Origin of the sequence: Agromyces sp. GXS1127 (assembly GCF_050565425.1) — a bacterium.
GTDB lineage: Bacteria > Actinomycetota > Actinomycetes > Actinomycetales > Microbacteriaceae > Agromyces.
In genome coordinates this window covers 286619-299236 of the sequence record NZ_JBOCIG010000005.1, presented here as the reverse complement: position 1 = coordinate 299236, position 12618 = coordinate 286619, and the positions used below count along the sequence as shown (strand labels likewise).

The following is a 12618-nucleotide window of genomic DNA, read 5'->3' as shown; positions in this document are numbered from 1 at the left end:
GCCATCTCACGGGAGTCGCGCTGCCGGGCCGGCCGGGCCGCCACCACCGGCGGCCGCCGCGAACCGCTCGGCCTGCGCCGCGAGGTACGCGAGCAGTTCCGGCGGCCCGTCGACGCGGCATCCGACCCCCTCGGGCACCCAGAGGAGCGCCGCCGCGACCCCGGCGACCGACTCCCCCTCGACCGGCCACACCGTGCCCGCACCGCCAGACCCGGCCACTGCGTCGCGCGCCCACCAGCCGAGCCGCTCGCGGAACTCCTCGACGGGCATCGCCACGAGCACCTCGACGCGCACCGCCTGGTCGCGCCAGCGCACCGCGCGCTGCACGCGCTCGAGCGCCTCGTCGTCGGTGAGCGGATGCGGCGCGAAGCGTACGCGCGTCTGGAACACGTCGTCGATCCGGTCGAGCCGGAACGTGCGCCAGTCGTCGCGGTCGCGATCCCAGGCGAGGAGGTACCAGCGCCGCCCGAGCGGGACCAGCCGGTGCGGCTCGATCGATCGCGTCGTCGCGGAGCCTGCGGCATCCGTGTACTTCATGCGGATGCGCTCGGCGTCGCGGCAGCAGAGCGCGAGCAGCCCGAGCAGGTCGCTGTCGACGGATGGCGCGGTGCGCGGGCCGGCGCCGGGGCCGCCGCCGGCTCCCGACCCGGGGCCGATCGCGCCCGCGGGCGCCGCGACCGCCTGCAGCGCCTCGATCCGCCGACGCAGCGCCGGCGGCAGCACCTGTTCGATCTTCGCGAGCGCGCTGAACGTCGTGTGCTCCGCTCCGCGGAGCCCGGCCGCCGCCTGCGAGCGCAGTCCGACCGCGATCGCGACGCCCTCGTCGTCGGTGAGGAGGAGTGGCGGCAGCCCGGTGCCCGCGGCCAGTCGATACCCGCCGGCGACGCCGCGCGTCGACTCGATCGCGTAGCCGAGCTCGCGCAGGCGCTCCACGTCGCGGCGGAGGGTCCGCTCGCTGACCTCGAGCCGGTCGACGAGTTCACGAGCGGTCCAGTGGCGGTGGCTCTGCAGGAGGGACAGCAGTTCGAGCGTGCGACTCGTCGTGGCGGCCATGGTTCCGATTCTCCTCCGATTCCGGACGGAACCTGACTGGATGCCTCGACAGGCTGGCCGCATGGACATCGACGCCGATACCGACACGAACCGGATGATCCGGCCTGGATTCAGGTCGCCGCCGCGGTGAACCCGCTGATCGGTCCGGCGCGGGAGCGCGCGCCGGTGGTCGCATTTCGGGCCGCCGGCGGCACGCGCCATCCGCTCGTCTACGCTCGGGGGATGCCCACCGATGCGCACTCCGCCGGCTCGCCCCTGACCGTCAGCTCACACGGCGAGGCCCCCGACCACGACGTCGTCATCGTCGGCGGCGGCCACAACGGACTGACGGCCGCCGCCTACCTCGCCCGCGCAGGCAAGCGCGTGCTGCTGCTCGAGCGCGACGACCACCTCGGCGGCGCCGCGGTCTCGGCCGAGGCGTTCGACGGTCTCGACGCCCGCCTCAGCCGCTACTCGTACCTCGTGAGCCTGCTCCCGCAGCGGATCATCGACGACCTCGGCCTCGAGATCCGGCTCGTGCGCCGGCGGTTCTCGTCGTACACGCCCGACCCCCGAGATCCGTCGCGCGGCCTGCTCGTCGACGTCGAAGCGGATGCCGCGGCCGCGCGCGACGCGTTCGCCCGGGTCGGCGCGGAGGGCGACGCCGAGGCGTGGGGCGCCTTCTACGCCGACACCGCCCGCGTCGCCCAGGTGCTCTTCCCGACCCTGACCGAGCCGCTGCCGACCCGCGCCGAGGCGCGCGCCCTGGTCGGCGACGACCGCGTGTGGGACGGGTTCGTCGAGCGCCCGCTCGGCGAGACGATCGACGCGCGCTTCGCCGACGACCTCGTGCGCGGCATCGTGGCGACCGACGGGCTGATCGGCACGTTCACCGACCTCGACGACCCGTCGCTCGAGGCGAACCGCTGCTTCCTGTACCACGTCATCGGCGGCGGCACGGGCGACTGGGACGTGCCGGTCGGCGGCATGGGCGCGGTCTCCGGTGAGCTCGCGCGCGCGGCGCGCGAGGCGGGAGCGGTGCTTCGGACGGAGGCCGAGGTCGTCGCGATCGACGGCGGATCCGGTGTCGTGCGCTGGCGCGAGGGCGGGGCCGAGCGGATGTCGCGAGCGCACGTCGTGCTCGCCAACGTCGCCCCGGTCGTGCTCGAGCGCCTGGTCGCGGCATCCGTCGGCGCCGTGGGCAACGCCGCCCCGGACCTCGCGGCCGCCACGGCCGCCGACTCCGCGCCATCCGTCGCCCCGCGGGACGAGCGCCCCGCGGCCCCCGGCTCCGACGAGGTCGCCATCGACGATGCGACCCGCCGCCGCCTCGCGCGCGCGGGCATGCCCGAGGGCGCCCAGGTGAAGGTCAACCTGCTGCTCACGCGGCTGCCGCGCCTCGCCGACGCGGACGTCGCCCCCGAGCAGGCGTTCGCCGGCACGTTCCACATCAACGAGCTGGAGTCGCAACTCGAGGCCGCCTACCGCCGCGCGGCCGGCGGCGCCCTGCCCGAGCCGCTGCCGTGCGAGATCTACTGCCACACGCTGAGCGACCGCTCGATCCTCGGGCCCGAGCTCGCGGCATCCGACGCCCAGACCCTCACGGTGTTCGGGCTGCACGTGCCCGACCGGCTCGTCGACGCGCTCGGCAACGACGAGCTGCGCGAGCGCCTGCGCGACGCCGTGCTGGCCTCGCTCGACTCGGTCCTCGCCGAGCCCATCGCCGACGTCATCGCGACGGATGCCGCCGGCCGCCCGTGCATCGAGGTCAAGACCACGCGCGACCTCGAGGAGGCGTTGAACATGCCCGGAGGCAACATCTTCCACGGGCCGCTGTCGTGGCCGTGGATCGAGCCCGGCACCGAGCCGGCGACACCGGCCGAGCGCTGGGGCGTCGCGACCGCGCACCCGCGCGTGCTGCTCTGCGGCTCCGGCTCGGTGCGCGGCGGCGCGGTCAGCGGCATCGGCGGGCACAACGCCGCGATGGCCGTGCTCGAGGAGGAGCTCCCCTGAGTGCGACGGCGACGGATGCCGCGGGCGCGAGCCGCGGCATCCGTCGCCCTTCAGCGGACGCGGCGCCGCAGGCGACCGCCGTCGCCCCGCCCGAGATCAGAAGACGAACAGCTGCCCGAGGATCATGATCGCGATCACGAACAGCGCGACGATCGCGCCGACGACGATGAGGGCGCGCGGCGACATCTTCGCGACGCCGTAGCCGACGAGGACGGGCAGCGCGAGGAGGAGGAGCGTCACGACCCACCAGAATGCCTGGTAGCCGCCCTGCGTCGCCTCCGAGAGGCGGCCGCCGAACAGCTGCTGCGTGCGCGGGTTCGTCGCGAACGCGAACGCGGCGCTGAGCGGCACGGCGATCAGGGCGAGCACGATGATGCCGCTGAACCACCCCCACATCCCGCTGTGCCGTCCGGCGATGTGAAGCGACTGCTCGTCGTGCGACTGCTGCGAGGTTCCCCGAGTGCTCATGCGCGCCACTCTAGCCGTCCCGGGGCACCCGGATTAGCCTGAGGGCAGGACGACACGCATGGGGGCGACGATGACCATCACTCGAGCGACCGGCCACTACGTTCACAAGGGCGACGGGCTCTACCTGCAGTTCGACCGGTTGTTCCACGCCCCCATCGAGGACGTCTGGTACTCCCTGACGAATCCGACGGCGATGCTGGCGTGGATCGGCACCTACACGGGCAATCCCTCGACCGGCGCCGTTCGGTTCCGGATGTCCAGCGAGGACGCGGAGTGGCAGAACACGTCGATCCTCGAATGCGACGCGCCGCACGGCTTCCGCGCCGACATCGGCGAGGGCGACGACGCCGTGCGGGTCTTCTTCCACCTGCGCGAGGCCGGCGGGATGACGACGCTCACGCTCGGGCAGCGACTGCGCACCTCGGCCGACGCGACGTCGATCGGGCCCGGATGGGACTACTTCCTCGACCGGCTCGCCGCGTCGCGGTCGGGTGCGGCCATGCCCGAGTGGAGCGCGTACGACCCCGGGCTGGTCGACACGTACCGTTCGCTGCACGTTCCCGTCGCCGCGCAGGCACCGGATGCCGCGGGCGGGCGCTGACCGGCGCTGACCCGCCGCTCGGCCGCCGGACACCCGGTCGCCGACCTCCGACTCTCCCGCACGGCGTGCGGCCACCCCTAGACTGGCGCGCGTGAAGCCCATCGAACGGCGTGCCCGCGACCTCGAGACGACCCGGCTGCGACACGCCACCTCCGGCGGGATGGTGGGCGAACGCCCCTTCGTCTGGGCACTCCTGGCCACGGCGGGCGTGCTCGTGACGCTGGCGCTCGCCGCCGCCCTGATCAACCTCTCCAGCGTGGTCTTCTCGGTCTTCGCGGCGATCTTCATCACGCTCGGCCTCGACCCGCTGGTGCGGTGGTTCCAGCGCCGAGGTCTGAAGCGCGGCTGGGCGATCCTCACCGTGATCATCCTGTTCGTCCTCGTCATCGGCGGCATGCTCGGGCTCGTCCTGCCGATCGTGGTCACCCAGGCGGCCGAGTTCATCACCTCGCTGCCCCAGCTCTACGCGAACCTGCAGGAGCAGGACTGGTTCCAGCAGCTCTCCTCGAACTCCGACGGCGTGCTGGCCTCCGCGTACTCGACGTTCGTCGACGTCATCACCGACCCCGCGACCTGGGCGACGGTCGGCGGCGGCGCGCTGAACGTCGGATTCGCGATCATCGGCGGCATCTCGACCGCGTTCTTCATCTTCATCCTCACGATCTACTTCACCGCGACCCTCGACTCGTCGAAGGCCGCGATCTACACGCTCATCTCGGCCTCGCACCGCGAGCGCGTGGTCGACTACGCCGAGCGCATCATGCAGAACGTCGGCCGCTACCTCAGCGGCATGGTCGTGCTGGCGTTCTTCAACGCGGTCTACAGCCTCATCCTGCTCACCATCGCGGGCGTGCCGTTCGCGCTCGTCATCTCGGTCGCGGCGTTCTTCATCACGCTCATCCCGATGATCGGCACCGTGCTGACGACCGCGTTCATGACGGTGATCGCCCTCTTCGTCTCGCCGACGGCGGCGCTCATCGTCCTCATCGGCATGCTCATCTACATGCAGGTCGAGGCGTACATCCTGACCCCGAAGGTCATGAACCGCGCGGTGCAGGTGCCCGGGTCGATCGTGCTCATCGCGGCCCTCGCCGGTGGCACGCTCGCCGGTCTCCCCGGCGCGCTGGTCGCCATCCCGGTGGCCGCCGGAATCCTCCTCATCATCAAGGAGGTCGTCGTCCCCTGGAAGGCGCGCAGCTAGCGCCGGCCCCTCAGCTCCAGACGGACGGCGCCGCCGCGCGCGTCGGCGGCAGCGCGACATCCGCGCCCCACCGCTCGATCCACTCGGGCAGCTCGTCGTCGGCGGGCGGCGTGCCGAACACCTCGACCAGCTCCGAGACGGGCACCGTGCCGCCCTCCTTGCGGAGGAACCGCGCGCGGATGAACGCGCGCGCGTAGATCTCTGGCTCCCCCGAGGCATCCGGTCGCACCAGCCGGTGCTCGACGTACACCGCGCGCTCGTCGTAGCCGAGCAGTCGCGACTCGATCGTGAATCGCTGCCACAGCCGCAGCGACTTGCGGAAGGTGATCGTCTCGCTGGCGACGACCGGGTACCAGCCCTTGTCGCGCATGAGCCCGAAGACGCCGTTGCGGACGAGCATGTCGAACCGCGCGACATCCATGATCGAGAAGTACACGCCGTTGTTCATGTGCCGGTTGACGTCGAGGTCGGTCGGCAGCGTGATGAACCGGGTCCGCGCGATCTCGTAGTGCCCGAGGGTCGGCTTGCGCCGCGACAGGAACAGCATGTGGAGCAGGGTGCGGAACAGCATGTGCATAGTCCACGAGGATATTGCCGATCCGGTGGCGGTTCGGCACACCTTGGCGGGCGGGCACAGTGCCGTGACGGATGCCGCGGGGCGGCGTTGTGCGGGGGCGCGAAGTGCCGCGCCGCGGACTACTCGCCGGCCGCGTTGCCGCGCGGCGGAACGTGCCGCTCGTCGGGGCCCTCGTACACCGACAGCGGCCGGATGAGCGCGTTGGACGCGAGCTGCTCCATGACGTGCGCCGTCCAGCCCGTCACGCGCGCCGCGACGAACAGCGGCGTGAACGTCTCGGTGTCGAAGCCCATGAGGTGGTACACGGGGCCGGCCGGGTAGTCGAGGTTGGGCTTTATGTTCTTGCGCTCGCCCATCGCCTGCTCGAGCGCCGTGTAGAGCTCGAGGAGGTCGGGCCGGTCGTAGTGCTCGACCATCCGCTCGAGGGCGTCGCGCATCGTCGGCACCCGGGAGTCGCCGTTCTTGTACACGCGATGGCCGAAGCCCATGATCTTGCGCTTGTCGGCGAGCGCGGCATTCAGCCACTGCACGGCGCGCTCCGCGCCGCCCTCACCCGCGCCGATCTCGTCGAACGCGTGCATGACCGCCTCGTTCGCGCCGCCGTGCAGCGGCCCCTTGAGGGCGCCGATCGCGCCCGTGACGGCCGAGTACAGGTCGGAGAGCGTGCTCGCGATCACGCGCGCGGTGAACGTCGACGCGTTGAACGAGTGCTCGGCGTACAGGATCATCGACGTGTCGAACGCGTTCACGACCTCGAGCTCGGGCGTCTCGCCGAACGCCTGCCAGAGGAAGTTGGCCGAGTACCCCAGGTCGTTGTTCGGCTCGACGAATTCGAGCTCGTGGCGGCGGCGCTGGTCGTAGGTGACGATCGACGGCAGCTTCGCGAACAGCCGCACGGACTTCTCGAGGTTCGACGCGTGCGAGTCGTCGGGCGTCGCCGGGTCGCTCGCGCCGATGACGCTGACGGCCGTGCGGACGACGTCCATCGGGTGCGCCGTGAGCGGCAGCTCATCGATGATCCGCTTGGTCTCGTGATCGAGGCCGCGGTGGCTGCGCTCGAGGTCCTCGAACGCGGCGAGCTCCTCGTCGTTCGGCAGCTCGCCGTACCAGAGCAGGTAGGCGACCTCCTCGAAGGTGACGGATGCCGCGAGCTCCTGCACCGGATAGCCGCGGTACAGCAGCGAGTTCGTCTCGGGGTTCACCTTCGAGATGGCGGTGACGTCGACCGGGACTCCGGCGAGGCCCTTGTAGATCTTCGGCGTCTCGGTGTGCGGGGTCTGCTCGCTCATCGTGCTCCTCATGGGGCTCTTCGGACGGGCGGGTCGCCTCGTCGCGACCGCTCCCCCAGCCTACGGCCCGCCGCCCCCGCACGCCCGGACCGTTGTCGTCAGGATCGGCGGGTGGCGGGCACGCTCGACCCGCCGATCCTGACGACGACCTCCCGTCCTCACCACCCGAGCAGGCCGCCGGGTAGCGCACCGGGGCACGGATGGCGCGGGGCTGGGGGTCCCTCGGGCGACGAGCATCATCCGCGTGACCGCGAAGAGCCCCCTGCCCGAACCGTTGCGGCCCGATCGCGCGTTCACCGTGCGCGAGGCATTGCGAGCCGGCGTTCGACGGAGCCGCCTTCGCGCCTCGGATCTCGTCGCACCCACATCCGGTGTGCGCATCGATGCCGACGCCGAAGAGCTCGCGGCCCATCGCGCGGTGCTCACGGTGCTGCGGAAGGACGCGTTCCTCTGCGGACGCTCGGCCGCGCTGCACCACCGGCTTCCGATACCGCCGCGACTGCTCGGAATGATCGAGGTCGGCGTCCCGGACACGTCGCGGGCACCCCGTCGGCACGGCGTCCTGGGTCGGGCGCTTCGCGTCGCGTCGGGCGACGTCATCGTCATCGACGAGGTCCGCGTGACGTCCGCGGCGCGCACCTTCTGCGATCTCGCCCGCGACCTCTCGGTGCCCGAACTGGTCGCCGTGGCCGACAGACTCGCGACGCCGCACCCCGAACTGGCCGAGGCGGTCGCGGCATTCCCGGACCATCGCCTGCGTGCCAAGCTCATCGAGGCCGCCCGGCTTCGGGATATCGCGAGCGAATCTCCCAAGGAATCGGAACTGCGCGCGCTCGTGCGCTTGGCCGGCCTCCCCGCGCCGAGGTGCCAAGTGGTCGTCACGGACGACTCGGGGCGATTCGTCGCGCGAGTCGATCTCGCCTTCGAGCGCTACGCCGAAGTGCTCGAGTATCAGGGCGACCACCACCGCACCGATGTGCACCAGTGGCGTCGCGACCGGACCCGCGAGGCGGCCCTGGAGTCACTCGGCTTCCACGTGACGGAGATCACCCAGGCCGACCTCGACCAGCCTCGGCAGCTCGTCGAGCGCGTCGCCGCCAACCTCCGCCGCCGGGGCTGGGGCGGCAGTCCGTGCTACTCACCCTGGTTCCCCGGATGACCAGGGCGGTTGTCGTCAGGATCGGCGGGTGGCGGGCACGCTCGACCCGCCGATCGTGACGACAACTCGGGTCAGAAGAGGCCGGTGGGGATCTCGACGTGGTTCAGGGCGCCGGGGGCGGCGGTGATCGTGAGCTGGCCGAGCTCGTCGGGGCCGAGCTCCGGGAGGCGCTGCGCGACCTCCAGGAAGCGGTCGATCTCGGCGGGCTCGAGAACCCACTCGGCGAGCGTGCGGAACTTCTGCACGTACTGCTCGCGGCCGAACGGCCGGGCGCCGAGCGGGTGCGCGTCGGCGACGGCGATCTCGTCGACGATCTCGTTGCCGTCGGTGAGGCGGATGACGACGCGACCGCCGAATGCCTTCTCGCCGATGTCGAGCGAGTGGTAGCGGCGGGTCCACTCCGGGTCCTCGACCGTCGAGACCTTGCGCCACAGTGCGACGGTGTCGGGCCGGTGCGCCCGCTCGGGCGTGTACGAGTCCGCGTGGTGCCACGTGCCGTCCTGCAGGGCGACGGTGAAGATGTACGGGATCGAGTGGTCGAGCGTCTCGCGCGACGCAGTCGGGTCGTACTTCTGCGGGTCGTTCGCGCCCGTGCCGATCACGTTGTGCGTGTGGTGCGACGTGTGGATCGTGATCGACTCGATGCCGTCGGGGTCGTCGAGGATCAGCGGGTAGGCGTCGTGCAGCTTGCGTGCGAGGTCGATGAGCGCTTGAGCCTGGTACTCGGCCGAGTGCTCCTTCGTGTACGTGTCGAGGATGGCGCGCTTCGCCTCCCCGTCCTCGGGGAGCGGCACCTCGTAGCTCGCGTCGGGGCCGTCGAGGAGCCACGCGATCACGCCGTCCTCGCCCTCGTAGATCGGCACGGGGCTCGTCTGACCGCGCATCGCACGGTCCACGGCCTCGACCGCCATCTTCCCGGCGAAGGCCGGCGCGTGCGCCTTCCAGGTCGAGATCTCGCCCTTGCGCGACTGGCGGGTCGCGGTCGTCGTGTGCAGCGCCTGGCCGATCGCCTGGAAGATCGTCTCCGGGTCGAGGCCGAGCAGGGTGCCGATGCCCGCCGCGGCCGACGGGCCGAGGTGCGCGACGTGGTCGATCTTGTGCCGGTGCAGCGAGATGGCCTTCACCAGGTCGACCTGGATCTCGTAGCCCGTCGCGATGCCGCGCACGACCTCGCGGCCGGTGAGCCCGCGCGTCGCGGCGAGGTGCTGGGCGACGGCGACGATCGGCGGGATGTTGTCACCGGGATGGGAGTACTCCGCGGCGAGGAAGGTGTCGTGGAAGTCGAGCTCGCGCACGGCGACCCCGTTCGCCCACGCGGCCCACTCGGGCGAGGTCCGCCGCGCGGCATCCGCACCGAACACGGTGGCGCCGTCGCCCCCGATCGAGACCGGGTGCGCGAGCGCCTGGCTGCGTGCCGCGACGACGGGCGTCCGGGCGAGGGATGCCGCGGCCACGGCGGCGTTGTCGATGACGCGGTTCACGACCATCTCGGTCACGTCGTCGGAGACCTCGACCGGATCGACCGCGACGCCCGCGAGCTGCCAGGCGAGCTGGCCTTCTCGTGCGAGGTTCTCGTCGCTCCGGTGGGTACGCAGGTGGTGGATCTTCACGTCGCTCACGCTATCGAACCGGACCCGCTCGCGCCCGGTCTTGACGGCGACCTCCCGGCCGGGGCATGGGACGATGGAGGGGATGATCCCCACCGCCACCGAGCGCGTCGGCGCACGCGCGATCGACGACATCCGGAACGACTTCCCGGCGTTCGCGACCACCGCCGACGCCCGCCCCACCGCGTACCTCGACTCGGCCGCCACCGCGCAGCGCCCGACCGCCGTGCTCGACGCCGAACGCGACTACCTCGAGCACGACCTGGCGGCGGTGCACCGCGGTGCGAGCGCCGCCACCGGCCGCTCGACGACCCGGTTCGAGGTGGCCCGCGCCGACCTCGCCCGGTTCGTCGGCGCCGCCGACGAGCGCGAGATCGTGTGGGCGCAGAACGCGACCGACGCGCTCAACATGGTCGCGCTCGGCATCGCCGACGCGAGCGCCGGCATCGGCGGGGCGGATGCCGCGCGCTTCGCGCTCCAGGCCGGCGACGAGATCGTGCTGACCGAGGCCGAGCACCACGCCAACCTGCTGCCGTGGCAGCGCGTCGCGCAGCGCACGGGCGCCCGGCTCGTCCCCGTGCGGGTCGACGAGCACGGATGCTGGTCGATCGACGACCTCGTCGCCGTGCTGACCCCGCGCACGCGCGTCGTCGCGTTCGCCGAGATCTCGAACGTGACCGGGCTGATCGTGCCCGTCGCCGACGTCGTCGCGGCCGTTCGCGCGCGCGCCCCGCAGGCGCTCGTCGTGCTCGACGCGTGCCAGTCGGTACCGCACCGCCCCGTCGACTTCGCGGGCTACGGCGTCGACTTCGCCGCGTTCTCCGGCCACAAGATGCTCGGGCCGAACGGCATCGGCGTGCTGTACGGCCGCGCCGAACTGCTCGACGCGCTGCCTCCGGCCCGCACGGGCGGCTCCACGATCACGCGCGTGACGTTCGAGACGGCGGAGTTCCTCCCCGCGCCGCAGCGGTTCGAGGCCGGCACGCAGCCGGTGTCGCAGGCGATCGGCCTGGGCGCGGCCGTCCGCTACCTCGAGGGGCTCGGCATGGGCGCCGTCGCGGCGCACGAGGATGCGTTCGCGGAGCGCGTGGTCGAGGGCGTCGCGGCCATCCCCGGTGTGCGCATCGTCGGGCCGCAGCCCGGGCGCGCTCGGGCGGGACTCGTGAGCGTCGCCGTCGACGGCGTGCACGCGCACGACGTCGGGCAGTTCCTCGACGACGCCGGCCTCGTCGTCCGCGTCGGGCACCACTGCGCGCAGCCCCTCCACCGGGCCCTCGGCATCACCGCGACGACGCGCGCGAGCGCGCATGTCTACACGACCGCGGAGGAGGCCGACCGGTTCGTCGCCGCGCTCGGCGAGGTCCGCACCTTCTTCGGACTCGGAACGGGAGCCGCGTGATGGCGAACCTCGACGGCCTCTACCAGGAGATCATCCTCGACCACGCGAAGGCCCGGCACGGCGACGGCCCGCTCGAGGGTGCCCACGCCGAGCACCACGAGTACAACCCGACGTGCGGCGACGAGATCACGCTGCGCGTCAAGCTCGACGGCGCGCACGAGCGCATCGACCAGGTCGCCTGGCAGGGCGACGGATGCAGCATCTCGATGGCCTCGGCGTCGGTGCTCACGGATCTCGTGGCGGGTCGACCGGTCGACGAGGCACTCGGCCTCGCCGAGGAGTTCCGCACCATGCTGCGCTCGAAGGGCGAGGGGATGCCCGACGAGGAGGTGCTCGGCGACGCGATCGCGTTCCACGGCGTCTCGAAGTACGTCATGCGGATCAAGTGCGCGATGCTCTCGTGGGTCGCGCTCGAGGCGGCGGTCGCGAAGGCGCGCTGAGCGCGCGGACTCGATACGGGCGCGTCGCGCCCTACTCGACGACCGGGTGGGCTGCTCACGTCATTCGAGCGACGAGGTACCGTCGGGACGCCAAGTAGCGCCGATGCCACCGTAGGGCTGTTCGAAGACTCCGACGATCGAGAGCCCGCCTTCCGGCATCGTCCCGTCGGACGTGCAGCTCGCCGCCGAAGAATCGGCGAGCTCGACGATCATGCAGAGATTGTCGCCGTCGGCGGTCCGGGCACCGAACAACCGCACGCCGTCCGCACGTTCCTGGAGAAAGAGCACCGATGCCGGGTCGATCTGGGGGTCGAACGGGCCATCCGAGCGAAGCGTCGGATCTCCCTCGCGCGATTCCCGCTCCATGATGACCCACACTGCCGTGTCGCGGACCGGAATCGCGAAGTACTCGAGCCGGACCTCGGAAACGTCGGTCGCGGTGTCAGCCTTCGCGCCAGGGTTAGCCCTCGCGACAGACCCGGACACCTGCCACCCGAGCACGATCCCGACTGCGAGCGCGAGCCCTGCCAGGATCGCCGACCGCGACGTGATCCATGCCGCGCGGGCCGGCGGATCCACCGGCGCCCCGTTCCCACCGTCCACCGTGGCGCTGGGTGCCGGTACGGGCGGTGCGCCATCCTCGGCGAGCACCCTTGGGTGCTCTGTTCCGTCGCCCTCCACCGCGCCCGACTGCATCGCGTGCAACTGCGCCGCGGCCGACATCCGCTCCGTCTCGGTCGACCCGCGTCCGAAGGCGAGGCGCTGCAGCTCACCGAGGCGTTCGGCATCGGGTCGCGTCATCCGTTCTTCCTCTCTCCAGTCATTTGCCGGG

At 71.9% G+C, this 12618-nt stretch carries 12 protein-coding genes; 6 read left to right on the top strand and 6 right to left on the bottom strand.

Going from position 1 to position 12618, the window contains the following annotated elements:
- Positions 1 to 6: 6 nt before the first annotated feature.
- On the bottom strand, positions 7 to 1053 hold the full coding sequence (locus tag ACQ393_RS11670) for a helix-turn-helix transcriptional regulator (protein ID WP_430646992.1): 1047 nt from the start codon (positions 1051 to 1053) through the stop codon (positions 7 to 9).
- Between the two features lie 222 nt (positions 1054 to 1275).
- Between ACQ393_RS11670 and ACQ393_RS11665 the strand changes: the two genes are divergently transcribed.
- Positions 1276 to 3045, top strand: a complete 1770-nt coding sequence (locus ACQ393_RS11665) for a phytoene desaturase family protein (RefSeq protein WP_430646991.1) — start codon at positions 1276 to 1278, stop codon at positions 3043 to 3045.
- A gap of 96 nt (positions 3046 to 3141) precedes the next feature.
- Here ACQ393_RS11665 and ACQ393_RS11660 read toward each other — a convergent pair whose 3' ends face one another.
- Positions 3142 to 3513: a hypothetical protein gene (locus ACQ393_RS11660; protein ID WP_430646990.1), complete on the bottom strand. Its 372-nt coding sequence runs from the start codon at positions 3511 to 3513 to the stop codon at positions 3142 to 3144.
- A 70-nt stretch (positions 3514 to 3583) separates the two neighbouring features.
- On the opposite strand from ACQ393_RS11660, the gene ACQ393_RS11655 reads away from it, so the two are divergent.
- Together ACQ393_RS11655 and ACQ393_RS11650 are read left to right on the top strand one after the other, a co-directional pair.
- Positions 3584 to 4114 (top strand): SRPBCC domain-containing protein, encoded by a 531-nt coding sequence (locus tag ACQ393_RS11655; protein WP_430646989.1) that lies wholly within the window; start codon positions 3584 to 3586, stop codon positions 4112 to 4114.
- A gap of 91 nt (positions 4115 to 4205) precedes the next feature.
- Complete coding sequence (locus tag ACQ393_RS11650) at positions 4206 to 5315, top strand: AI-2E family transporter (protein ID WP_430646988.1); 1110 nt, start codon at positions 4206 to 4208, stop codon at positions 5313 to 5315.
- 10 nt (positions 5316 to 5325) lie between these two features.
- On the opposite strand, the gene ACQ393_RS11645 is transcribed toward ACQ393_RS11650, so the two are convergent.
- Positions 5326 to 5892, bottom strand: a complete 567-nt coding sequence (locus ACQ393_RS11645) for an acyl-CoA thioesterase (RefSeq protein ID WP_430646987.1) — start codon at positions 5890 to 5892, stop codon at positions 5326 to 5328.
- A gap of 119 nt (positions 5893 to 6011) precedes the next feature.
- A complete protein-coding gene (locus tag ACQ393_RS11640) occupies positions 6012 to 7181 on the bottom strand; it encodes a bifunctional 2-methylcitrate synthase/citrate synthase (protein WP_430646986.1) in 1170 nt (389 codons plus the stop codon).
- A gap of 619 nt (positions 7182 to 7800) precedes the next feature.
- Between ACQ393_RS11640 and ACQ393_RS11635 the strand changes: the two genes are divergently transcribed.
- Positions 7801 to 8340: a hypothetical protein gene (locus tag ACQ393_RS11635; RefSeq protein ID WP_430646985.1), complete on the top strand. Its 540-nt coding sequence runs from the start codon at positions 7801 to 7803 to the stop codon at positions 8338 to 8340.
- A 71-nt stretch (positions 8341 to 8411) separates the two neighbouring features.
- Here ACQ393_RS11635 and ACQ393_RS11630 read toward each other — a convergent pair whose 3' ends face one another.
- Positions 8412 to 9950, bottom strand: a complete 1539-nt coding sequence (locus ACQ393_RS11630) for an MmgE/PrpD family protein (protein ID WP_430646984.1) — start codon at positions 9948 to 9950, stop codon at positions 8412 to 8414.
- Between the two features lie 82 nt (positions 9951 to 10032).
- On the opposite strand from ACQ393_RS11630, the gene ACQ393_RS11625 reads away from it, so the two are divergent.
- Complete coding sequence (locus tag ACQ393_RS11625; protein ID WP_430646983.1) at positions 10033 to 11346, top strand: aminotransferase class V-fold PLP-dependent enzyme; 1314 nt, start codon at positions 10033 to 10035, stop codon at positions 11344 to 11346.
- Entirely contained in the window at positions 11346 to 11786 is a 441-nt protein-coding gene (gene sufU / locus ACQ393_RS11620; RefSeq protein ID WP_430646982.1) for a Fe-S cluster assembly sulfur transfer protein SufU, read from the top strand. Before ACQ393_RS11625 ends, sufU begins: the two co-directional genes overlap by 1 nt.
- A gap of 60 nt (positions 11787 to 11846) precedes the next feature.
- On the opposite strand, the gene ACQ393_RS11615 is transcribed toward sufU, so the two are convergent.
- Positions 11847 to 12587, bottom strand: a complete 741-nt coding sequence (locus tag ACQ393_RS11615) for a hypothetical protein (RefSeq protein ID WP_430646981.1) — start codon at positions 12585 to 12587, stop codon at positions 11847 to 11849.
- Between the last annotated feature and the right edge of the window lie 31 nt (positions 12588 to 12618).

Excerpts from the sequence above, each read along its gene's own strand:
- ACQ393_RS11670 (WP_430646992.1), bottom strand. The coding sequence starts at position 1,053 with ATGGCCGCCACGACGAGTCGCACGCTCGAACTGCTGTCCCTCCTGCAG.
- ACQ393_RS11665 (WP_430646991.1), top strand. The coding sequence starts at position 1,276 with ATGCCCACCGATGCGCACTCCGCCGGCTCGCCCCTGACCGTCAGCTCA.
- ACQ393_RS11660 (WP_430646990.1), bottom strand. The coding sequence starts at position 3,513 with ATGAGCACTCGGGGAACCTCGCAGCAGTCGCACGACGAGCAGTCGCTT.
- ACQ393_RS11655 (WP_430646989.1), top strand. The coding sequence starts at position 3,584 with ATGACCATCACTCGAGCGACCGGCCACTACGTTCACAAGGGCGACGGG.
- ACQ393_RS11645 (WP_430646987.1), bottom strand. The coding sequence starts at position 5,892 with ATGCACATGCTGTTCCGCACCCTGCTCCACATGCTGTTCCTGTCGCGG.
- ACQ393_RS11640 (WP_430646986.1), bottom strand. The coding sequence starts at position 7,181 with ATGAGCGAGCAGACCCCGCACACCGAGACGCCGAAGATCTACAAGGGC.
- ACQ393_RS11625 (WP_430646983.1), top strand. The coding sequence starts at position 10,033 with ATGATCCCCACCGCCACCGAGCGCGTCGGCGCACGCGCGATCGACGAC.
- sufU (WP_430646982.1), top strand. The coding sequence starts at position 11,346 with ATGGCGAACCTCGACGGCCTCTACCAGGAGATCATCCTCGACCACGCG.
- ACQ393_RS11615 (WP_430646981.1), bottom strand. The coding sequence starts at position 12,587 with ATGACGCGACCCGATGCCGAACGCCTCGGTGAGCTGCAGCGCCTCGCC.